Here is a 22,510-nt window from a genome sequence, read left to right as displayed (position 1 = left end):
ACCATTATTAATGGCCCCGATTTTCATCTTTACTAAGATAATTTTGACTTCGACTGATTGCACGATTAAGCAGAATCAAAACAACGAGTGCGATTAATGAAAAGATGACACCAACAATACTGATATTTTCTAAGCCTAATGGCGACATAAACAGTGAAGCCGCGGCAGAGCCAAGCGAAATACCGACTTGGAAAAAGATCATCGGAAATGAGGACGCAAAAACAATTGATTGGGGATACTTCTGTTCCGCAACGTTTAAAAAGTGTAGTTGAATTGGCGCATTAAGCAGGGTCACAATCAGACTGATCGCCAGTAACAGTAAATAATCGACTACTTTCGACGATACGAATAACGGAAACACCGCTAAAATTATTGCATCAAGGATGTAGAAAATTGGTAACCGCTTGAGGCCACCGTGATTGGCTAAGACGCCAGCAAGGATGTTACTAATAACCATCATTAGACCAATTAACCCTAAAAGCCAATCAATATTATTGCTACTAAACCCTAAAAGTGTCGTTAAAATCGGTTGAATATAGGTGTAGTAGGAATACATGATGGCTGCTGAGAATACGACCAATAAAATCCCCCAAATGATTTGGGGCTCTTTTAATATCGTTAATTGGTCACTAATTGTTCCGCTTACTTGCTCAGAATGCTTGGGTAAAAATAAAGCTTGAAGAACAAATAAGAAGATCGTGATCACTGATATAACAATGAAAGTCATTCGCCAACCATAGTGCGAGCTAATAATTGTACCGATTGGTACGCCAATGACCGAAGCAATACTTGATCCGGCGAATACGGCTGATACCAATCCTGCCCTTTTTTCAAGTGGTGCAATTTCATTAGCAAATGTCATCATCAGTGAAGCAATCACTCCCGAGACACTAGCCGTTAAAATTCTTGAAACAAACATGAAAGCGTAATTAAACGACATTGCACTCAACGTATTACCAACAAAGAAGACAACCATTAGGAGTAACAAGGTTGAATAATGGTTAAACTTACTGGTCAATAAATTAATGATTGGCGTACTTAGGGCATACACAACGGCAAATGCTGTGACCAGAAATCCAACCAGCGATTGAGCGACATTAAGACCGTTTGAAATATCCGAAAGTATTCCAACGACCATGAATTCATTACAGCCCAGCATAAAAGTGACAAAAACTAAAATGGTGGCCTGTACGCGATAATTTAACGATTTAATTCTAATCAATCCATTTCTTATTATTTTTTAAATGATGTTTCATATACCTCGTAATTGTGATGATTTCAGCGATAGTCGCAGCAACTAGTGCGAGCATAAACGCTGCTTTGAAACCAATCATAAATAAGTGATCATCATTGACTGGATAATCACCGATCCTCCGACCAGCTTGCCAACTCATCACACCATAAAGCGTGACGGTGGCTAAGCTAGCGCCTAATTCCATCCCTAAATTCCGGGCAAACGAGTTCACGCTACCAGCAACTCCTAAAAACCTTTTTTCAACCGCGGTCATGATAACGGTGTTATTGGGCGCTTGAAATAGTCCCATGCCGATCCCATAAAGTAGCGACATTGCAACGAAGAACCAGAGCGGGGTCGCTAAACTAAATGAAACAATCATAATCTGCGCGATAATTAAGAAAAACAGCCCAATTGCTGAGACCCTTTCGCCACCATACCTATCAGCTAATAGTCCGCCAATCGGGCCAACCACGGCCAAAGTAACTGGAATTACAATCAATAAAAGCCCTGCGAAGCTAGTGCTTAAATGCCGAGCATTTATCAAGTAGTAAGGCATCATAACGCTACACGTAAAACCAACAACGAACGAAAGCATTGCGGCAACCACTCCCATTGAAAAATCAGCGTTTTTAAAAATACCCAAATTAAGGAGCGGTGTTGCTACTGATTTTTCTCGCTGAATGAATGCCGTGGTAAGCACTAAGATAACTAATAGGGACAAGGCAAAGCGGCGCGTCCAAATCCCCTGCGTTTGGATGCGCATTAAGGTGTAGAAAAATAAACATATCAGTAAAGTAAAGATAACGACACCGATAATATCCAGTTTTTCTTTGGATTGGCGCGGAGCACGGTGTGGTAAGGTAATAGCCCCAAGCAATAACGCGAAGCCACCAATTGGCACGTTGATCCAGAATAAGTAGGACCAGCTCCCGACACTCAGGATAAGGCCACCTAATGACGGCCCGATGATTAAACCAAGCGCAAAAAAGGTCGTCAAGATTGAGAGTGCCAGTCCCCGATTCTTCTTGGAAAAGATTTCGGTCGTAATCCCAAAATTATTTGACATTGTCATTGCGGCACCGATAGCTTGAATACCCCGACTAATCAAAAGTACCTCGAATCCTAATCGAATTCCTGCAAACAACGATCCAATTGTAAAAATGATGGTTCCTAGTTGAAAAACTTTAACCTTACCAATAACATCTCCTAAATGACCAAAAAACATGATTAAAGCAGCAATAATCATCAAATAAATCGAAATAACCCATTCGATCATACTGGTTGAAACCGCTAAGTCCTTGGCCATTATGGGCGCCGCAACGTTAACAATGGACGCGTCTAGTGAGGTTATTAAGGTGACTAGCGTAATTGCTAATAGTCCAACCGATTTTTTAGTCAATTTGATGCGCCCCCACCAATACCAAAGCTGTTATACCCAGCGTCGGTAAACTGATTTAATATCTCCATATCTCGTTGCCAGTCGGCATCCTTTGAAAAATGGTGCAGCCGATTTACCGCAAATGATCCGTAAATCATGTAGGTAAACAAAGACTCGGCAACGTCTTTTGGTAGATTGGTTTTCCTGATAATTTCCGGAACAACGTATTGGTGTTCATGGGCTTTGATTCGGCCAACGATATACTCACTTAAGTCAGGATCCATTAATAGGTGCCGGTACTTAGGCGAGTCACCAACGCGCTGGCAAACCGGTAATAGCGATTCATTTTTCTTGAGATATTCCCGTTCGATCACCTTAGAACTGCAAGATAAATGGAGTGCGTCGTCAATGACTTCATTAAGTAAATCGGTTATGGAACTAAAGTGAAGGTAAAAAGTTGACCGGGTAATATCGGCGGTTCGACAGATTTCACTAATCGTAATTTTAACGAAGGGGTCTTGATTAACCAGTGTTAAAAAAGCTTCTTTGATCATTTCGATGGTGTATCTGGTTCGACGGTCCATTTTTTTATGCCGACTCATTTTTAATCACCTACCGCAAGGCGCTCGATCATTTCTTGATATTGTGGAAAGCCCTTTTTCAAATTTTCCTTCTTAGGAATCAAGATTTCATTACTAGCATTTTCCGGAAAGCTGCCACTAATTTGAGCAAAACCAGCGCCGCTATCTTCTAAACTTTCAAACGCAACTACGGTTCCCGCTTCAATATAGAATCCATGGACCTGCTTTTTAGACTTATCTAGTCCGAGGTGCACGCGATAATACTTGCCATCTCGCGTAAAACAATGGGCAACCGTGGCGTCACCTAACGAATACATCCAGGTTTGGTCCTGTTCAACCAAGTGAAAGTGGGATTGATGCTGGGAATCGGTTGTTAAATACATCGTCAATTCACCAGGTCGAATGCCGTGCATCACTATGTATGAAGGGAAAAATAATTTTATGGTTTCATTTTGGGCCTTTTGCTGTTCAGGCGTCAGCTTAGGTTGCGCCTTTGCCGGGCCCTCAATTTCGATTCCCAAATCCTTACCAGTTTTTAATTCTTCAAAAGCATCTAAGATACTGGAAGAAAAGCCAATTGAACGGTCGGCAATGACGGTCGGGATGTTGAGCTGGCCCTTATTGATGGTGATGTAGCGACTATTTTCAGCGCCCGCTACTAATTGCATACTTGGGGCTTTAATCATCTGATTCTGAGGGCCAATTCCCAGTTCGAGAATCAATAAACGTTTATCCTGATAACGCTGTACAAAGTTACCAAAGGCGGCGACCTGATCTTGATTCATTTGAAAGTCTTGACCAGCCATGTTAAAGGTCAACGGGGCCCCACATTGATCACATTTAGGAATATCGGTTTCTTGTAAGGTCCCTTGTTGGTCTTTAAGATAAATCTGATGCAATTGTTCTTTTAAATTGTAGGTACCATGTTCTTTAGGATGACTGCTACAAATTCCTTCCAGCCAGTTACCTTCCAGTTCTAGTAAATTATCGAGCCCGGCTAAAACAAAGTGATGATCAATGTTTGAAGTCCAGATAAAGTACGGCCGGTCGCCAATGATTGCCTTAAGTCCGTTCATGACTGCTCCGGGTTGATAATGCCCAGCATAGTATTCGGTAATTCGTGCGTATACCCGCCACTTGTCTAATTCATTCGGATAGTCATAGCTAATCGCTGCTAATAAGTTTTGCAGATGGTACGTTTGTTCCAACCCACCCAAGACTTCATGTAACTTATCGTCCGTGGCGAAAAGATTTAAGCCCTCGGTAATCGAAAAGCCGTTACTTGCGGTGATTAAAACTGCATCACTATCTTTGACCCATTGTTGTGCGGTTTGAATTGATTTAAGCATTTTGACCTCCATTAATGACTGCAGCTGCTTCTTTTAATACTTCGTTGATATCCTCACTAATTAAAAGTGAACGATCTTGAATTTCCGGGTTCGTAATGGCATCTTTTGGATTGATATTAACGTAATGGGAACGAGTCATATAATGCGTCATTTCCCAAAACGGCTCCTGAATAAACATCGGTGTCATCCGGCCAACCCCCATCTCTAAAAACAAAATATTTTCATTTTTGTGCTGACCAAGAAACTTGTTCATTTTTTTATATTCATCGTGATAACGTTTGTCCTCTAGAAATTCAGGCCCCCGTGCCCATACGATTAACGGCGAACCATCGACTTTACTCTTAGGGAAATACTCTCTGGGTAACCGGTTATTTTTTATTTTCGGTAATAGGTCCTTAACGATTTTTTGGGTGTCATACAAACTTTTATCGGTTACCGGATTCTTACTTTGCAAAAAATAATCGGATCCCTGAATTTCACTGACCTGCTCTTCCGGAAAGAACTTTTTAAACAGCCCGTCTTGATTGGTCGTAACGACGTGAACCGGCTTGTGACCAATAACCGTCTTTAAATAGTCATACGTTGGTTTTTGCGGTGGAATATTAAAAATCATATCCCAAGCCATAATATTCAACGCCCACCGTTCTTCCGGTGAGTCAAAATGACTGTAATAACCATTAAAGACGCCTTCAAAATGATATTTATCATGAAAATAACGCATATACTTTAAAAACAGTGGACTTGCTTCGTACCAAAAATTCATTCCGGCAGCGTTTGACATGCCACTCCCACCGCCGATAAGAATTGCATCGGCCGCTTTAACCTGTTGAACTAATTGTTCTATTTTCTGATCCATAATAATCTCCTCTTCAATGACTTTTTAATGTACAACGTGTCGTCTTAATGTTTTGAATTCTAATACGATTAAATTTTCAATTAAAGCACACTTCGTTACAGTCTGGAGGTTTATGGACAGATAAGCGATTTTGTCACGTAATTTATGTATTTTCTGACCTAAATCAGCTTGACTGGCTAACCCGTGTTGAGTTCATGGAAGACCCTGTGTTCAGATTTAATGATAGTTTTCCCCCCATCTTAATGAAAAATCCGTTCGTCCGCATCGTAAGAAGTAAACTACCTATTAACCATTCAAAATGTTCTGGCAATTGTATTGGAAAGTGGTGGTTATGCGTGCCACCTTTAATAATCTTAGTCACCCACCAGTGTGTCAGTGACGACGTAGCAACAATAATTTTCGTCCAAAAAGAACACATGTTCGCATTTTTATGTTAAACTAAAGCCATTCAGGAAATCTATGATCAACGGAGGTGTGCGCCATGTCTTTTATTGACCACGAACCACATGGTGTCTACTTTTTAATCGATAACAAATCATTTTACAGTAGTGTCGAATGCACAATGCGGGGCCTTAACCCGCTCAAAGTGCCGCTGGTCGTCCTTAGTGAACAGAAAAACACCAACGGCGGCTTGATTTTGGCGACTTCGCCCGAGGCCAAGCGCTTGTTTCACTTAAAGGCAAACGTGTCCCGTCAACGGGATTTACCACAAGACCCGCGGCTAGTCGTCGTCCCACCACGGATGAACCTTTACATCAAACGGAACTTACAAATTAACCAGATTTTTACCCGTTTCGTTGCGGAAGAGGACTTACTCCCCTATAGCATTGATGAATCGATTCTCGATTTGACCCACTCCTGGCACTTATTTGGTGATAGTCCTAAGGCCGTGGCCCGCCGCATTCAGGAAACGGTGCGCGCTGAACTGGGGCTCTACACCACCGTTGGCATCGGCGACACCCCTGTGCAGGCCAAAATTGCGCTCGACCTTTACGCGAAGCACAACGCCGACTTTATTGCGGAGATCCACTACGAAACGGTTCCCGCAATGATTTGGACCATTCCCAATCTCACCGACGTCTGGAGCATTGGCAAGCGAACGGCAAAGCGGCTCGCCCGGATTGGCATCCATAACATGTATGACTTGGCACACGCCAACCCTTACCGGATTAAAAAGGAATTTGGCGTGATGGGTCTTCAGCTTTACGCCATTGCTTGGGGCGTTGACCGCAGTGACCTGCACACGCAGTTTAAGCCCAAGGAAGCCAGTATCGGGAATTCACAGGTCCTACCACGGGATTACCGGAGTCGCCAAGAAATTACGTTGGTCATCCGTGAAATTGCCGAACAAGTCGCCAGTCGGTTACGTCATCATCACAAGCAGGCCGGCTGCTTAGTCCTGAGCATTGGGTTTAGTTACGCCGCCGCTGAACAGGACGGTCACGGTGGCTTTCATAAGTCGCTGACCATCCCACCCACTAACGATAATCAGGAGCTGACTCGCCAAGCCGTCTACCTGTTCGAACAGCTATGGGACGGGCAAGCGGTTCGTAACGTGGCCCTGTACACGTCAAAACTGGCTACGGATAGCGGCTTACAACTTAATTTATTTCAGCAACCTACCCGCCAGTTAAAAGACGCCCAGATCAACCGCGTTGTCGATAACATCCGCCAACGCTTCGGCTTTACCAAATTAATTTATGGCAGCAGCCTATTAAAGGGTGGTACGGCCGTACAGCGGGCTAACTTAGTTGGTGGTCACAACGGGGGGAACGCTTATGACTAACGATGCCAAAGTCATTTGCCAGCGCATGGACTTACTATTCAAGCGACTTGCACGGACCAAGTACTGGCTTCAAGTGGTCAACGACCATTACGATCACAGCTATAACGTTTTCTTCAATAGCCAACGCAAATACGAGCGCCTAAAATCGGTTCCGCTACACACCATCGCAACCTATGACTTAAGTTACTTAGAAAAAGTGCTGGGCGATCTACGGACCCATACCCAGCTGACCATTGAATTCGAAGGGTTCAGTGGTCAGCTGTGGCCCGACTCACAACGGTTGATTGAAAGGGTCAAGAACCATTATGAATAAGGACGAGTTCGACATGGCGGCCGTCAACCGTTTCTTCGAGCATGATTACCACGACCGCGGTATCGTTAAGTGGCAAGGGTTCTTTCTTAGTGACCATACTAGCGCCCTCAATAAGGTGCGGGCCCGTGAGCGCACCGTCATCCAGGGACGCCCCGTTCAGCCGTTGAGCGCCCGAACCGTTATTTTAGCCGACGCCTTTGCGCAGGGCTACCGCGTCAAAATTCAGCTAGCCACACTGGACCGCAACGGTCACTTCTATCCCGACCTAATCGGCACGGTCAGCGGTTACAATGCAACCAATATCGTGCTTAACGGCTCGACTTTCGTTAGTCTGGATCAGATTCGTAACGTTCAACGTGCCCAGTAAAGACCTGCTAAAACAAGTTAAGCGACCACCGTTTACCCGAAGATTTCCAAGTAAACGGTGGTCGCTTTAAATTTTCTGTTTTAATCTATTTAGGGGATTACCCAATCGTGACATATCTACCGATCATACACGTTACGCCGATGACCAATATTAATTGCTACTACAATCAATTGCTCATCCTGAATCTCACAAATAACACGGTAATTACCGATTCGATAACGCCATTGACCAGAACGATTGGCCGTTAACCCTTTCCCCATTGAACGTGGATCTTCTATTCCGTCAACGTGCAAGTACAACCAACGAACAATTAACGTTGCTTGGTGGCGGTCCATTTTACGTAAAGCTCGTTGAACTTCTTTAGTGAATTCTAGCCGATAACTCAATCCAGCCCACCAAATTCTTTCATAATTTTCCGCATCGAAACCGTTTGTTCACCACTCTCGACGAAACGCTTATGCGCAATTTCAGCCGTTTGTAAATCATACTCATCCTCTAGTTGCGCCATCGAATACTTCTTAACCAAATCGGATAACGTTAAACCGTGAAAATCAGCCATATATTGGAGCCAGTCTTTTTCAGCATCGGATACGCGAATTGTAATCATTGCCATCGAATCACCCCCATGGTTTTGTAATACATAGTAATACAAAAACTGAAAATAAGCAATTTTAACGGTGTCCGTCCAACGCAAAAAAACGGCCAACCAAAATTGGTTGGCCGTTTTCGCTCAAGCTGAACACTTAAGCCATAATCGTTGTGATTTAGCCACGCCGACGTTCTGGGATACGAGCAGCCTTACCATGTAAGTTACGTAAGTAGTAAAGCTTGGCACGACGAACCCGACCTTGACGAACAACGTCAATGGCAGCAACCCGAGGTGTGTGTAATGGGAAAGTCCGTTCAACACCGACACCGTTACTGATCTTACGAACAGTATAGGTTTCGCTGATACCTGAACCGTGACGCTTGATTACGACACCTTCGAATAATTGGATCCGTTCGCGAGTACCTTCGACAACGCGAGCATGAACGCGGACCGTATCACCGGCACGGAAATCAGGGATGTCCGTACGGAGTTGGTCGTTAGTGATCTTTTCGATCAATTTGTTTTGACGCATAATTTGTTTCTTCCTTTCGCCGACATTCGTGACAACCTGGCCAGCGGAACATCGTTAATGGGCACAATAGCCAATGAATAGAGTAACATATCACTTACAACGGATGCAAGCTTTTTTTAATTTTAACTCGATTATTGCGGGTAACCCTGCTGGTCAGCCTTAATATCCGCCAACATTTGGCGGGCCTTCCCCGAAAGTTCTAACCCCTTTAATAGGTCGGGGCGCCGGTCATAAGTGCGCTTCAAGGCCTGTTCTAAGCGCCAGTCATCGACCTTTCCGTGGTCGCCGCTGAGAAGCACGTCCGGTACCTTCATCCCGCGAAAATCGGCTGGGCGGGTGTATTGTGGGTATTCCAATAGGCCACTGGAAAACGAATCGCCGGGGGCCGATTCGGCGTTCCCGAGTACTCCGGGAATCAACCGCACGGTGGCATCGATCATCACCATCGCGCCGAGTTCGCCGCCGGTTAACACGTAGTCGCCCAGTGAGACTTCGTCCGTCACAAGTGAGCGAATCCGCTCGTCATAGCCCTCGTAATGCCCACAAATAAAGGTCAGGTGGTCTTCCTTAGCAAAGTCCTCGGCCACGTGCTGGTCAAACTGCACGCCCGCTGGGTCTAACAAGATGACCCGCCCCGGCTCGGGGTGCTTGTCCTGAACGGCCGCTAAGGCGTCGAAAATCGGTTGGGGTTGCAGGAGCATCCCCGCCCCACCACCGTAAGGGTAATCATCAACGTGGTTATGCTTATCGGTCGTAAAATCACGGAAATTAGTCACGTCCACGTTAATTTTGCCATTTTCAACGGCGTTGCCAATCATCGAAGTGTGTAACGGACCGGTAAACATTTCTGGAAAGAGGCTTAAAATGTCAATTTGCATTAATCAATCAACCCTTCCATCAGTTCAACCGTCACAACGCCGGCTTCCAGATCAACTTGCTTGATCACCTGCGGAATCTTAGGTAGTAACACGTCGCTTTGACCGAGCCCGCGTTGGACGACCCAAACATCGTTGGCACCCGGTGACAGGATCTCCTTGATGGTCCCTAATTCCTGCCCATCGACCGTCACGACCTTTAAGCCGATGATTTGGTAGTAGTAATATTCGCCCGCTGGTAAGGCGTGCAGCGCGTCCTCGGCGATTTTAATCGTCCAGCCCTTATACTGCTCCACGTCGTTAATGTTATCGAGCCCTTTAAATGTCAGGAAAAAGAGCCCCTTTTGTTGGCGCGCTTTACTGATAACGAGCGGAACGCCGTTCGTATTGGTCGTCGGGTCCTTGAACAGGGTCACCGACTGACCAACTTTGAACCGTTGTTCCGGAAAATCAGTGATGACCACAACCTTAACTTCTCCACGGATACCATGTGTGTTAACGAGCGTGCCAATCCGGTAATATTCCATTGCTTGCCTCCTGTAAAAATCATGCTAACGTTTTGTGCTAATAAAAAAGCTCTTAAACAAAACATTCCTGCTTCGCTCAAGAGTTTTTTTTCTGTCCGTCTTCGATCGTAAGCCGGACGCGTTTAGGTCCTGAAACTCGGACACTATACACGATCGTTCGAATCGCCGAAGCGACCTTACCCTGCCGACCAATCACGCGACCGATATCTTCCGGATTAACCGTTAAGTTATATTCAAGGTACCGTTGGGTCTCCTTGAAATCAACTGCAATATCGTCAGGATGTTGGACTAACGGGGTCACGACCGTGGTGATTAAAGCTTTAATATCTGCCATGATCTATTACCGCTTTATTATTTAGTGAACTTAGCTTCGTGGTACTTCTTCATGATACCGGCCTTGGATAAGATATTCTTAACCGTATCTGAAGGTTGAGCACCATTGTTTAACCAACCGAGGATATCTTCCTCTTCAAGTTTAACTTGGGCTGGTTGAGTAAGTGGGTTGTATGTGCCGACTTGGGCGATAAAACGACCATCACGTGGTGAACGTGAGTCTGCGACGACAATCCGGTAAAATGGATTTTTCTTTGAACCCATCCGCTTTAGACGAATCTTGACTGACATTTAAACACCTCCCGAATTCTTTAACAGGTAATAATATACCAGTTATTCAATAGCTTGTAAAGGATTTTTTCTTGACAGGTTAATTTTTTCTAGTTAATTAACGTTTGCGCCGGCGCATGGCCTTTGCTAAGCGCTTTTGTTTCTTTTTCTTAGTTTGGCGAACCATCCGTTTCATGGCCATTTGTTGCATCTTGCCACCGAAACCGCCGCCGTTGCCGCCCATCAGGCCTTCCATTCCAGAAAAGTTCCCCTTGGACATCTGGTTCATCATTTTCTTAGTCTGGTTGAATTGCTTGATCATCCGGTTAACTTCGTGAATCGGTCGTCCGGAACCGGCAGCGATCCGCCGCCGTCGCGACGGGTTCAAAATATCCGGATCAGCCTTTTCCTGCTTGGTCATCGAATAAACGATTGCCCGGACGTGGGCAATGTCCTTCGGGTCCATGTTGAAGTTCTTCATCGCCGGGTTATTGGCTAACCCGGGGATCATCTTCATAATGTCTTCCATGTTCCCCATCTTATCAACTTGGTCCAACTGATCGATGAAGTCGTTAAAGTCAAAGGTGTTTTCCTGAATCTTCAGGTTCATTTCTTCGGCTTGCTTTTCATCGTATTGTTGCTGCGCCTTTTCAATCAGTGTCAGCATGTCACCCATGCCAAGAATCCGGTCCGCCATCCGGTCCGGATGGAAGACGTCCAAGTCGGTCATCTTTTCACCCTGACCAACGAACTTGATCGGTTTGCCAGTCACGGCCCGAATTGAAAGTGCGGCCCCACCACGGGTATCGCCATCCAGCTTCGTCAGGATGACCCCGGTAACGTCGAGCTTCGTATCGAACCCTTCGGCGGTGTTAACGGCGTTTTGACCGGTCATCGCATCAATGACCAGTAAAATTTCGTCCGGTTCGGCCACGGCCTTAATGTTGGCCAGTTCGTCCATCAACTGTTCGTCAATCTGCAACCGCCCGGCGGTATCGATGAAGACGTAATCGTTATGATTTTCCTTCGCTTGGGCCATCCCTTGGCGAACGATTTCGACCGGATCAACGTCGGTTCCCAGTTCAAAAACCGGTACGTCGATTTGACGACCAACCTGTTGCAATTGTTCGATCGCAGCGGGCCGGTAAACGTCGGCCGCAATCATTAACGGCCGCGCGTTAGCTTCGTTTTTTAGTTTCAGTGCCAGCTTACCGACCGTCGTCGTTTTCCCGGCCCCTTGTAGCCCGGCCATCATAATAACGGTCGGAATCTTTGGTGATTTATTTAACGGCACCGCCGTTTCACCCATCGTCTTGGTTAACTCTTCATCAACGATTTTGACGATTTGTTGCGCGGGGTTCAATCCTTCGAGCACCTTAGCACCGAGCGCGCGGTCGCGGACCGTCTTAACGAAATCCTTAACGACCGTAAAGTTAACGTCGGCTTCTAAAAGTGCTAAGCGGATTTCCCGCATCGTTTGGCGTAAGTCGCTTTCCGAGACTTTCCCCTTACGCCGTAAATTGGTCATTGCCTTTTGTAAACGTTCTGTTAGGCCTTCAAATGCCATCAGTGTCACCTAACCTTTATCTTATTCTGAGTCGGCTTCAAGACCGACTAGTTGTTGAATCATTTTAATTAACGTTGCATCACCGTGGTAATGCGCCTTGATATAGTCCGAAATTGCGTCCACTTGCCGGTTTCGTTCAATGAAGTCCTGGTAAAGCCGCAACTTGGATTCGTAGCCTTCTAAAATTTTTTCGGTCCGCTTGATATTGTCATACACCGCCTGCCGGGAAACGGAGAACTCGGCGGCAATCTCACCCAAAGAATAGTCATCGGCGTAATAGAGCTGAATATATTCCTTTTGCTTATTCGTTAGTAACGGTTCGTAAAACTCAAACAGCGAGTTGATCCGAAAATTTTTCTCAATTTCCATGCGCTGACTCCTCACGCGTTTATTCGCAGACTACATACTAGTTAAGATTACCGATTTTAGCGTGATTCGTCAACTCCGAGCGCGCTTTTTAGCGTAAAAACCGGGGTAAACTGACCGGTAAGTCTCACCGGGCACCCGCGACCAGAAAATTTACCTTTTGCGCCGGTATTAAAAACGGTTGAACGCCAGTAGCTACTAGCATTCAACCGTTTAAAATCAGCTTAATTGGCTTAAGCCGTAATCACGTCTTTAAAGAGTCCGTAAACAAAGTCGTTGGCGTTGAACGGACGCAAATCGGTCACTTTTTCACCCAGACCCACGTACTTCACGGCAAGGTGGAGTTCGTTGCGAATGGCCAGCACGATCCCCCCACGGGCGGTCCCGTCGAGCTTGGTCAGCACGATGCCGGTCACGTCAGTGGATTGCTTAAAGATCTTGGCCTGGTTCAAGGCGTTTTGACCAGTCGTGGCGTCTAGTACCAACAGCACTTCCTGCGGCGCGGCCGGAATTTCACGGGTGATCACCCGTTTGATTTTTTCCAACTCGTTCATCAAGTTGACCTTATTTTGTAGTCGGCCGGCGGTATCTACGAATAAGATGTCGTAATCTTCCGCCTTAGCCTTCTTAACGGCGTCGAAACAGACCGCCGCCGGGTCACTCTTCTCACGACCGGCAACGACGTCCACACCGTCACGTTGGCCCCAAACTTGCAGTTGTTGGATGGCGCCGGCTCTAAAGGTATCACAAGCCGCTAACAAGACTTTCTTACCCTGTTGCTTATACATGTTCGCCATTTTACCGATGGTCGTCGTCTTTCCGGCACCGTTAACCCCGACAAATAGAATTACGGTCGGACCATTTTCAGCTAAGTGAATCGAATTATCTTCGCCTTCGCCAGCTTCACCGTACATATCGACCAGCTTTTCAACGATTACACTGGAAATTTCTTTCTTCGACTTGGCGTTTTGCAACTTAACTTCGTCGCGGAGCTCGTCACTGATCCGCATCGCGGTCTCGTAACCCACGTCGGATTCGATCAGCGTATCTTCCAGTTCGTCGAAGAAACTCTCATCAACGTGGCGGAAATTCGCCAAAAAGGCGTTGATCCGGTCACCAAAGGTTTTCCGTGATTTCTTCAAACCTTCGTCGTAACGCTCAGCTTCGGTCGGTTCAGCCGCCGGTTCGGGGGCTTCTGACGCTGGCGCTACCGGCGCCGGTTCCGGTTCCGGTGACACCGAACGAGTTTCACTTTCAACTTCCGTTGTTTCCAAGGCGGCACTCGTCACGGCCCCGGTTTCACTTGATGCGCTTGCTTCCACTTCTTCGGTGGCAGTCGATGTGGCTACTGATTCTACGACTTCCGTCGAATCGGGAGCGGTAGTGGCTGATTCTGCCGCTACCGTCGTCGCACTTAAGGCCGCTAACGACGCTGCTACCGCCTGACTGGCAGTCATCGTTGATTCCGGTGCCGTCGATGCCGCGCTGGTTACTTGCGCCTCGGCTGACACGGGAGCCGTACTAGTCGCACTGGTTACGACCGTTTCGGCACTTGCCGGTACGGTTGCTGCTGAAGAAGCCGGGGTAGCTGGCGTCGATTCAGCCGCACTGCGCGGCGCGGCACTCGCCGTACTTTCCTCAACCTGACTAGCCGTCGACTGCGCTGGTTGTTCCTGTGATTCTGGTAAACTAAACGCTTTTTTTAGGCGACTAAATAGTCCCATTGAACACACTCCTTCTCAATTAACTTCATTATTCATCCTTTAAATCCGCTAAGGACACGGAAACCATTTTGGACACCCCGGATTCCTCCATCGTGACCCCGTATAACACGTCGGCGTGCATCATGGTGCCCTTCCGGTGTGTAATAATCACGAACTGGGTACCGGTTTGAAAATCATTCAGGTATTGGCTAAAGCGGTCAACGTTGGCATCGTCCAACGCCGCCTCAGCTTCGTCCAAAATACTGAACGGTACCGGCCGGACGGCTAAGATGGCAAATAATAACGTGATGGCCGTCAACGCCCGTTCCCCACCGGAAAGCAGGCTTAACCGCTGAAATTTCTTACCCGGCGGCTGGGCCATGATGTCGACCCCGCTGGTCAAGAGGTGTTCCGGGTCGGTTAAAATCAATTCAGCCTTACCACCGCCAAACATTTGAACAAAAATTTGGCTAAACTGGGTCGCAACCTTGTCAAAGGCCGCCTTAAAACGGGTCGCAACCGTCGTGTCGAGGCCAGCCATCGTTTGTAATAAGTGGGCCTTCGACGCTTCTAAGTCGCTCGCTTGCGCGGTTAGGAAATCAAAACGTTGCTTAACCTGTTCAAAGGCTTCAATGGCACCTAAATTGACCGTCCCGATTTCGTCCAGGCCGCGTTTAAGCAGCTTCAACTGTTCCTCAATTGCCGGTAACGTCAATTCACTGACGTCGGCCTGGGCCGCCTCCAAGGTCAGGCGGTACTTTTCACTTAAATCAGCCGTGGCGTGGTCGACTTCGCCCGTCAGCTTAGTTTGACTCAGTTCTAGCCGCCGGTAGTCATCGGTCGCCGCCGTGGCCAACTGCTGAGTGCGGACTTGTTGGGCCGTCAAGCTGTCCACCTGGTCGTTCAACGTTGTCAACTGCTGATCACAAGCTTGCTGTTGCGCCGTGACCTGGGCTTGCTTTTCACGCGCCTCGGTTAAGATCGTCGTCCGTTCCTTGACCGTCAGTTGTTGACTGGCCAACTGTTCCTGAATGGTCGTCAGGGCCGTCTGGGCCTCCCGTTGCGTTTGCCGTTGCGTCGCTAACTGACCGTCACAGTCTTGCAACTGTTGGGTCGTTTGGTGACACCGTTCCTTCAACGTCACGAGTTGTTCGCGCCGTTCCTGCAGTCGCTCACGCTGTTCGACCTGGTAATGCTCGTAATCGGCCTGTTGTTGTTCAACGGTGGCCATTTCAGTTTGGTACTGCTCAAGTTTCGCGGTATTAGCCGCCTTGGCCTGTTCGTTACGGCCAACCTGTTCCTCGTAGCTGTCGCCGGCTTGGTCACGCTGTTGTTGTTCGTACTGCAACGCTTTGACCTGGCGCTGGCACTGCTGGTGGTCTTGCTTAGCGCTCTGTAACTGCACTTCAACCTGGTTAAGCTGCGTTCGACTGTCGCTCAGGCGCTGCTGCCCGTCTTCAACTTGTTGGGCAAGGTCCTGGTTAGCCTGCTTGGCGTTGGCCAGTTCCTGCTCGTAAGTTACTAATTCGGCCTTCATCTTTTCCACGTTGGCCGCAATTTTTTCGGCGTTGGCCTGCTGTTGTAATAACCCGTTATCATCGTGGCGGGTCGCCCCACCGGTAATCGCCCCACTGGCCGCGATGGTTTCACCACCAACGGTCACTAACTTGCAGTGGAAGCGGCGGGTGCGCGAAATGGCCAACGCGTGGTCCAACGTATCGACCACCACAGTTGTTCCGAGTAGGTAACGCTTAATTGCCGTTAACTTCGTAGCACCAGTCACCAGTTCACTGGCGATTCCCAGCACCCCCGGTTGTGACTGCAAATCACGTTCAACGTTAACTGCCAGTTGGCGCGCTTGAATCCGCTCGACCGGTAAAAAGGTCGCCCGGCCGGCGTGGTGTTGCTTTAAAAAATTAACGACTTGTTTAGCCGTTTGTTGAGTATCACAAACCACGTTTTGGAGCTGACCACCCAACGCAACTTCGATGGCCTTGGCGTACTGGGCCGGCACCGTCAGTAGTTCCGAGACCGCGCCCGCGACCCCGGGGAACTGTTGGCGGTGTTGTAGGACCATCCGCACGCCGGCATAAAAATTCGTGTAGCGTTCCTGAACCGATTGCAGGGCTTCTAGCCGTGACTGTTCACGTTGCATCAGCCCGGCGGCGTCAAACCAGCGTTGTTGCTGATCATCGATTTTTTCGGCGGTTTGCTTATACTGTTGCCGCTTAGCATTTAGTTGCTCACGTTGCCGATCAACGTCATTTTGACGTTCGGTCCGGTCACGGTTCGCAACGTCAACGGCGGTAGCGGCCCGTTTTAGCTGGGCCTGGGCCTGCGCCAACCGCTGGGCCAAAGCATCGGTCTGATTATCCGACTGTTGATGTTGCTTTTGTAAATGTTTGGCTTCATTATTGAGTGACGCCTGAACCTGCTTTTCATCCACGTAAGCGTTGCGTAAAGCGGTTAAGCGGTCTGCCAACTGCTGCCGACCGGCTTCACTAGTCGCCGCCTTTAGCTGATCGACCACGCCTTGCAACTGACTGACCTGCTTGCGCTGGTCACTTAATTGCTGCTGTAACTTAGCCTGCCGGTCTGCCAACGCGGTAATCGCGGTGGTCGCCGCATCCAGCTCGCGCTGCAGGCGTTGCTGGGTCGCTTGTTGATTTTGCCGCCGTTCTGCGTCGACGCCCTGCTGTCCCTGCGCATTTTCAATCGTCTTGGTCAGTGCCAGCGTTTGCGCCGCCAACTCGTCCTTGCGCTTTAACTGCGCGGCTTGTTGCGTCTTTAAGTCGCTTAACTTAGTCGCACCGGCGTCAACTTGCTGCTGGTAGTCTTTAACCAGTTGCTTGGCCGTTGCCAATTTTTGATTGACCGTAACCAGCTGATCGTGGGCAATCGTCACTTTTTTAACCAACCGCGAACGGTCGAAGAAATCGTAGCGTTGCTTTTGATCCTGGTAATCTCGGGCTAGGCTCGCCTGTTGTTCCAGCGGGCCCTTTTGTTGCGATAACTCCGCAATAATGTCCTTGACCCGGTCCAAGTAGTCACTGGTTTCCGCCAACTTAGTTTCGGTCGTCTGCTTATCTTTTTTATACTTTAAGACCCCGGCAACGTCTTCAATGATACTGCGCCGGTCCTCTGGTTTTGCATTGAAGACCGCTTCAACACGCCCCTGAGAAATGACCGAAAACGAATCCTTCCCCAGCCCGGTGTCGATCATCAAATTCGTAATGTCCTTTAACCGGCAACTCTGGTTATTAATTAAATAGTCACTGTCACCGTTACGAAACAGTTTCCGGGTAATACTAACTTCCGCGTAATCCAACGGCAGGAAGTGGTCGCTATTATCAAAGGTAATTGTAACCTTGGCCATGTTGAGGGGCTTTCGGTGGGCCGAACCGGCGAAGATAACGTCGGTCATTTTGGTCCCCCGCAAACTTTTAACGGCCTGCTCACCCAATACCCAGCGAATGGCTTCAATAATGTTACTTTTACCACTGCCGTTGGGGCCGACAATCCCGGTCATTCCGGATTGGAAATCAATTTTGGTTTTATCGGCAAAAGATTTAAAGCCGCTAATTTCTAATGATTTGAGTTGCATTCGCCACAAACTTCCTGTAATTATTTATCGGTGTCCTGTTGTAACTGCGTATACGCTTGCCGAGCAGCGCTTTGTTCGGCTTCCTTCTTAGAATGACCACGGCCACTACCGATTCGCTTGCCATCCGCTAAAACGGCAATGTCGTAAGAACGTTCGTTAGCCGGACCATCCTGTTCCAATAATTGATACTCGATATCCACGTCGCCGTCTTGTTGCAAGTATTCTTGCAACGTCGTCTTATAATCAAAAACACCGTCAAACCGACCTTCGTCCAATTTGGGAAAAATCACCTGGTGGACAAACTTCAACACCGGTTCGCGGCCCTGATCCAAGTAGAGGGCGCCAACGAACGATTCAAAAATATCACATAATAATGAATCGCGCTCCCAGGCGCGGGCCTTTTGTTCGCCCTTACCTAACCGGATATACTTTGGAAACCCGCACTCGCGCGCAAAGCTAGCGAAACTTTCTTCGCAGACCATTGCGGCGCGGAGGCGGGTCAACTTGCCTTGGGGCATGTCTTTATAGCGTTTGTATAAATACTCGGACACGGCGAGTTCCAAGACGGCATCCCCCAAAAATTCGACCCGTTCGTAAAACTTTAACTTCTGATCCTGATGTTCATTGACGTACGACGCCTGGGTAAACGCTTCGGCCAGTAAATCGGAATTATGAAAAACGATGCCGAACCGTTCTTTAAGCATCGCGGCTAATTCTGTTATCATCTGCAACTTCCTTTCTTAAAATCCGTTATACGTTAATATTATACTATGAGTACCGTCGCAATAACAATCTACTTGCCACCGGCACAAAATAAGGTAGGTCCTGCTCGCATTCGAGACAGACCTACCTTATTTTGAACCCAGCCTAAGCTTGGTGGGCAGCGACATAATCCACCACTTCACCGACCGTTGACAACTTTTCAGCGTCTTCGTCGGAAATTTCACTACCAAAGGTATCTTCAAGTTCCAAAACGAATTCCACAAAATCAATGGAGTCCGCATCGAGATCTTTTTGTAAATTCATCTCGTTGGTTACCTTGCTTTGGTCAACTTCGAAGCGGTCCGCAATAATCGCCGCAATTTTATTAAAAATTTCGTCTTTAGTCATTTTTGAAATCCCTCGCTAACTTTAATTCACTCAAGTATTTTAATCGTTTTCTACGGGCTTGTCTACACCCGCTTCTTGATTAGCCTGCTGGTTAGCAAAGTATTCCGCAACTCCGGGCACGAGGTCCGTGCTGACCATCTGACGAATCTGACGAATCGTATTAACAATCGTTGGCGCTTTGCTGGAACCGTGGGCCTTCACGACCGGCGCTTTCAGTCCCAATAGCACGGCCCCGCCGTACTGGGAGTAGTCCATTTGTGAACGGATCTGGTTGAAGCCGCCCTTCAATAATAATCCGCCTAACTTACCACTAATACCGGTATGGTAGACGGCATCCTTGACCAAACCGAGCATCGAGCGAGCCGTTCCCTCAATACTTTTAAGGACCGCGTTACCGGTAAAGCCGTCGGTCACGACCACGTCCGCCACGCCGTTCAGTAAGTCACGGGATTCCACGTTACCAATAAAGTTAATATCAGCCGTTTGTGAGAGCAGGTCAAAAGCCGCTTTATGCACCTTATTGCCCTTATCGTCTTCGGTCCCGTTATTGAGTAGACCGACCCGCGGATGGTTTGCGTGCATCATCCGTTCGGCGTAATAGGTCCCAAGAATCCCGTATTGTTGTAAGTTCTGGGGCTTACTATCAGCGTTCGCACCGATGTCCATCATCACAAAGTTCGACTGGTTGGCATTGCGAACAACTGGCAACGCCGTCACGAGCCCCGGCCGGTCGATGCCCTTAATGCGGCCGACCACAAACAGTCCGGCCGCCAGTACGGCTCCGGAATTACCGGCGGAGAAAAACGCGTCGGCTTGACCGTCCTTGACCGCTTGAGCAGCCATCACAATTGACGAATGCTTCTTACGGCGGACCGCCCGGACCGGTTCATCCTCCATCGTAATCACTTCGTCGGCATTGATAATTTGAATCCGATCGCGGTTCTTCAACTGAGCGTTAATCACGTCGCGTTGTCCATACAGTAAGAAGACCGTGTCTTCAAACTGGTCGCGGGCCGCTTCGACCCCCTCAATCACCGCATTGGGAGCGTAGTCGCCACCCATAGCATCAATTGCAATCTTAATCATTTCGTCACCATTTCCTCTCGTGAGCGGCCTAGTCTAAGGTACCGACCATCGCCAATTTCACCTTTAAATATTGTGCTAACGCTTGGTATTCCGGTTTTGCTTGCCAATCGGGTTGCTGCACGATGGCGTGTGCATCTTGCTGAGCAACTTGAAGGACGGTCAAATCGGCAATCGGATCACCGACTTTAAATTCAGGCATCCCGGACTGCTTGACGCCGAGCACGTCGCCGGCGCCCCGTAACTCCAGATCCTTTTGTGCGAGGATGAAGCCGTTGGTCGTCTGGGTCATAATTTGCATCCGTTCGATACCCTGTTGGTTTTTCGGGTCCGCCACTAAGATACAAAACGACGCTTTACTACCGCGGCCGACCCGACCGCGCAGCTGGTGCAACTGTGCTAAACCAAAGCGGTCCGCATCGTAAATCATCATAATGGTCGCATTTTTAACGTCGACCCCGACTTCGATCACCGTCGTGGACACGAGGACCTGGATATCTCCCGCCTTAAAGGCCGCCATCTGGGCATCTTTTTCTTCGGGTTTTAACCGACCGTGCAGTAACCCGACCTTGATTTGCGGGCCAAAGTAGTCCTGTAAATTCGCCGATAACGCCTCAGCGTTTTTAACGTCCAACGTTTCGGATTCCTCGATCAGCGGCGTTACCACGTAGGCTTGCGACCCCGCGTTGATCTGCTGACGAACAAAATCCAGGGCATTATTGGCCTGATTACTGCGCACCCAGGTCGTTTGAATCGGCTGACGCCCCGCGGGGAGTTCATCGATTTCCGACACGTCCATTTCGCCGTACGCCGTGATCGCGAGCGTCCGTGGAATCGGGGTCGCCGTCATGGCTAACGCATCCGGTTGGCCGCCCTTTTGTCGAAACGCCGCCCGCTGGTTAACGCCAAACCGGTGTTGTTCATCGGTGATTACTAACCCTAACCGGTGGTAGTTAACCCCCTCCTGAATCAGCGCGTGGGTCCCAATCAAAAGGTCGATCTCACCAGCGGCTAGGGCGGCTAACAACGTCTTCCGAGCAGCCGGCTTGGTTGAACCGGTCAGTAAAGCAACGTTAACGTCGGTTGCAGCAAAGACCTTTGCCAAATTATTAGCGTGCTGCTCCGCCAAAATTTCGGTTGGCGCCATTAACGCCGCCTGATAACCAGCGGTAATGGCGGCGTACATCACAATGGCCGCTACGATTGTCTTCCCAGACCCCACGTCCCCTTGAAGCAAACGGTTCATGTGTTTCGGCGATTTTAAGTCTAAACAGATTTCGTTAACGACCCGCTTTTGGGCGTGAGTCAGTTCAAAGGGCAGCGTTTTAATGAACGCTTTTAAGCGGTCGTTGTTGTAATGAATCGCAATGCCGTTAGTGGCCGCGTCCTCCTGTTTAAGCGCCTGCATCTGCATTTGAAACAGCAAGAACTCCTCGTAAGTGGCCGACCGCCGAGCCGCCGCCGATGCTTCCTGACTCGGCGGGAAGTGCATGTCGTGAATCATCTGGCGCCGTGGCAATAACCGGTACTTGTCGACCAACGGCGCTGGCATGATATCCGTAATCGCATCGGCGTAGTCGTCATAGGCCTGCTTAATCAACTTACGAATCGTCGTCTGCTTTACGGCCTTACTGGCAGGATAAATTGATCCGAACGCTTCGTCGGCGTTATTCGGGTTAATGATCTTCATCCCGGTCAAACTGCTGCGCTTGGCATCCCACTTACCGTAAACGGCAATCGGCTGCCCCGTTGTAATTTGCTTCATCAGGTAAGGCTGGTTAAAAAACGTCACCATGTAGACGTCGTGCTCGATCAGCAACCGGAAATTCAACCGATTCTTCTTACGCCCAAAACGCGCTAGGACCGGTTCCGAAGCCACGGTGCCCTTCAACGTCACCTTTTCCTGATCCGCAATTTCGTTAACGTCTTTAACTTGTAAATCATCGTAGCGAAAGGGGTAGTAGGTCAACAGGTCCGCAATCGTATTGATTCCAAGACCGGCCAACCCTTTTTGCTTCGCCGGGCCAACCCCGCTCAGGCTGGCAACGGCGTCACTTAATTGGTGGGTCATCACCGCACCTCCC

At 48.4% G+C, this 22,510-nt stretch carries 23 protein-coding genes; 3 read left to right on the top strand and 20 right to left on the bottom strand.

The annotated features are described in order from the left end of the window. Positions 1 to 7: 7 nt before the first annotated feature. Genes FFM82_RS05535 through FFM82_RS05515 form a run of 5 tightly spaced genes read right to left on the bottom strand, consistent with a single transcriptional unit; the run spans position 8 to position 5,401 of the window. Entirely contained in the window at positions 8 to 1,222 is a 1,215-nt protein-coding gene (locus tag FFM82_RS05535) for an MFS transporter (protein ID WP_225425626.1), read from the bottom strand. Then, entirely contained in the window at positions 1,215 to 2,636 is a 1,422-nt protein-coding gene (locus tag FFM82_RS05530) for an MFS transporter (protein WP_137644874.1), read from the bottom strand. Before FFM82_RS05530 ends, FFM82_RS05535 begins: the two co-directional genes overlap by 8 nt. After that, on the bottom strand, positions 2,633 to 3,217 hold the full coding sequence (locus FFM82_RS05525; protein ID WP_137644873.1) for a TetR/AcrR family transcriptional regulator: 585 nt from the start codon (positions 3,215 to 3,217) through the stop codon (positions 2,633 to 2,635). Before FFM82_RS05525 ends, FFM82_RS05530 begins: the two co-directional genes overlap by 4 nt. A 2-nt stretch (positions 3,218 to 3,219) precedes the next feature. Then, positions 3,220 to 4,545, bottom strand: coding sequence for a cupin domain-containing protein (locus tag FFM82_RS05520; RefSeq protein ID WP_137644872.1), 1,326 nt, complete (start codon positions 4,543 to 4,545; stop codon positions 3,220 to 3,222). Next, positions 4,538 to 5,401 carry an SIR2 family NAD-dependent protein deacylase gene (locus FFM82_RS05515; protein WP_137644871.1) on the bottom strand — a complete coding sequence of 288 codons (864 nt, stop codon included), beginning with the start codon at positions 5,399 to 5,401 and terminating at the stop codon, positions 4,538 to 4,540. The genes FFM82_RS05520 and FFM82_RS05515 overlap by 8 nt, the downstream gene beginning before the upstream one ends. Positions 5,402 to 5,882: 481 nt before the next feature. Here FFM82_RS05515 and FFM82_RS05510 point away from each other — a divergent pair, with 481 nt between their 5' ends. From FFM82_RS05510 to FFM82_RS05500, 3 genes are read left to right on the top strand one after another with little or no spacing between them, the layout of a single operon-like run. Continuing rightward, positions 5,883 to 7,187, top strand: coding sequence for a Y-family DNA polymerase (locus tag FFM82_RS05510; RefSeq protein WP_137644870.1), 1,305 nt, complete (start codon positions 5,883 to 5,885; stop codon positions 7,185 to 7,187). Beyond that, a complete protein-coding gene (locus tag FFM82_RS05505) occupies positions 7,180 to 7,500 on the top strand; it encodes an acetyl-CoA carboxylase (RefSeq protein WP_137644869.1) in 321 nt (106 codons plus the stop codon). The genes FFM82_RS05510 and FFM82_RS05505 overlap by 8 nt, the downstream gene beginning before the upstream one ends. Next, positions 7,493 to 7,867: a hypothetical protein gene (locus FFM82_RS05500; RefSeq protein ID WP_137644868.1), complete on the top strand. Its 375-nt coding sequence runs from the start codon at positions 7,493 to 7,495 to the stop codon at positions 7,865 to 7,867. The genes FFM82_RS05505 and FFM82_RS05500 overlap by 8 nt, the downstream gene beginning before the upstream one ends. Positions 7,868 to 7,983: 116 nt before the next feature. Here FFM82_RS05500 and FFM82_RS05495 read toward each other — a convergent pair whose 3' ends face one another. From FFM82_RS05495 to recG, 15 genes are all read right to left on the bottom strand, one after another. Then, positions 7,984 to 8,253 carry a type II toxin-antitoxin system RelE family toxin gene (locus tag FFM82_RS05495; RefSeq protein ID WP_137644867.1) on the bottom strand — a complete coding sequence of 90 codons (270 nt, stop codon included), beginning with the start codon at positions 8,251 to 8,253 and terminating at the stop codon, positions 7,984 to 7,986. Beyond that, positions 8,250 to 8,480 (bottom strand): type II toxin-antitoxin system RelB family antitoxin, encoded by a 231-nt coding sequence (relB, locus tag FFM82_RS05490; protein WP_137644866.1) that lies wholly within the window; start codon positions 8,478 to 8,480, stop codon positions 8,250 to 8,252. Before relB ends, FFM82_RS05495 begins: the two co-directional genes overlap by 4 nt. Before the next feature lie 151 nt (positions 8,481 to 8,631). Then, positions 8,632 to 8,988, bottom strand: coding sequence for a 50S ribosomal protein L19 (rplS, locus tag FFM82_RS05485; RefSeq protein ID WP_137644865.1), 357 nt, complete (start codon positions 8,986 to 8,988; stop codon positions 8,632 to 8,634). Between the two features lie 131 nt (positions 8,989 to 9,119). After that, complete coding sequence (gene trmD, locus FFM82_RS05480; RefSeq protein WP_137644864.1) at positions 9,120 to 9,866, bottom strand: tRNA (guanosine(37)-N1)-methyltransferase TrmD; 747 nt, start codon at positions 9,864 to 9,866, stop codon at positions 9,120 to 9,122. Beyond that, positions 9,866 to 10,390 carry a ribosome maturation factor RimM gene (gene rimM / locus FFM82_RS05475; RefSeq protein ID WP_137644863.1) on the bottom strand — a complete coding sequence of 175 codons (525 nt, stop codon included), beginning with the start codon at positions 10,388 to 10,390 and terminating at the stop codon, positions 9,866 to 9,868. The genes trmD and rimM overlap by 1 nt, the downstream gene beginning before the upstream one ends. 76 nt (positions 10,391 to 10,466) lie before the next feature. After that, positions 10,467 to 10,724 carry an RNA-binding protein KhpA gene (gene khpA / locus FFM82_RS05470; protein WP_137644862.1) on the bottom strand — a complete coding sequence of 86 codons (258 nt, stop codon included), beginning with the start codon at positions 10,722 to 10,724 and terminating at the stop codon, positions 10,467 to 10,469. 17 nt (positions 10,725 to 10,741) lie between these two features. Then, positions 10,742 to 11,014: a 30S ribosomal protein S16 gene (gene rpsP / locus FFM82_RS05465; RefSeq protein ID WP_137644861.1), complete on the bottom strand. Its 273-nt coding sequence runs from the start codon at positions 11,012 to 11,014 to the stop codon at positions 10,742 to 10,744. Between the two features lie 97 nt (positions 11,015 to 11,111). After that, positions 11,112 to 12,560 carry a signal recognition particle protein gene (ffh, locus tag FFM82_RS05460; protein ID WP_137644860.1) on the bottom strand — a complete coding sequence of 483 codons (1,449 nt, stop codon included), beginning with the start codon at positions 12,558 to 12,560 and terminating at the stop codon, positions 11,112 to 11,114. Between the two features lie 21 nt (positions 12,561 to 12,581). Then, entirely contained in the window at positions 12,582 to 12,929 is a 348-nt protein-coding gene (locus FFM82_RS05455; protein ID WP_137644859.1) for a putative DNA-binding protein, read from the bottom strand. 230 nt (positions 12,930 to 13,159) lie between these two features. Next, positions 13,160 to 14,650, bottom strand: coding sequence for a signal recognition particle-docking protein FtsY (gene ftsY / locus FFM82_RS05450; protein WP_137644858.1), 1,491 nt, complete (start codon positions 14,648 to 14,650; stop codon positions 13,160 to 13,162). 28 nt (positions 14,651 to 14,678) lie between these two features. After that, positions 14,679 to 18,233, bottom strand: a complete 3,555-nt coding sequence (gene smc, locus FFM82_RS05445) for a chromosome segregation protein SMC (protein WP_137644857.1) — start codon at positions 18,231 to 18,233, stop codon at positions 14,679 to 14,681. 20 nt (positions 18,234 to 18,253) lie between these two features. Beyond that, entirely contained in the window at positions 18,254 to 18,958 is a 705-nt protein-coding gene (gene rnc / locus FFM82_RS05440) for a ribonuclease III (RefSeq protein ID WP_137644856.1), read from the bottom strand. Between the two features lie 142 nt (positions 18,959 to 19,100). After that, positions 19,101 to 19,343: an acyl carrier protein gene (gene acpP, locus FFM82_RS05435; RefSeq protein WP_137644855.1), complete on the bottom strand. Its 243-nt coding sequence runs from the start codon at positions 19,341 to 19,343 to the stop codon at positions 19,101 to 19,103. Between the two features lie 39 nt (positions 19,344 to 19,382). Continuing rightward, positions 19,383 to 20,429, bottom strand: a complete 1,047-nt coding sequence (plsX, locus tag FFM82_RS05430; RefSeq protein ID WP_137644854.1) for a phosphate acyltransferase PlsX — start codon at positions 20,427 to 20,429, stop codon at positions 19,383 to 19,385. Positions 20,430 to 20,457: 28 nt separating this feature from the next. Continuing rightward, entirely contained in the window at positions 20,458 to 22,497 is a 2,040-nt protein-coding gene (gene recG, locus FFM82_RS05425; protein ID WP_137644853.1) for an ATP-dependent DNA helicase RecG, read from the bottom strand. Positions 22,498 to 22,510 lie beyond the last annotated feature (13 nt).

It is taken from the genome of Lactiplantibacillus plajomi, assembly GCF_005405405.1.
Lineage (GTDB): Bacteria > Bacillota > Bacilli > Lactobacillales > Lactobacillaceae > Lactiplantibacillus > Lactiplantibacillus plajomi.
This window is presented reverse-complemented; position numbering and strand designations above follow the sequence as displayed.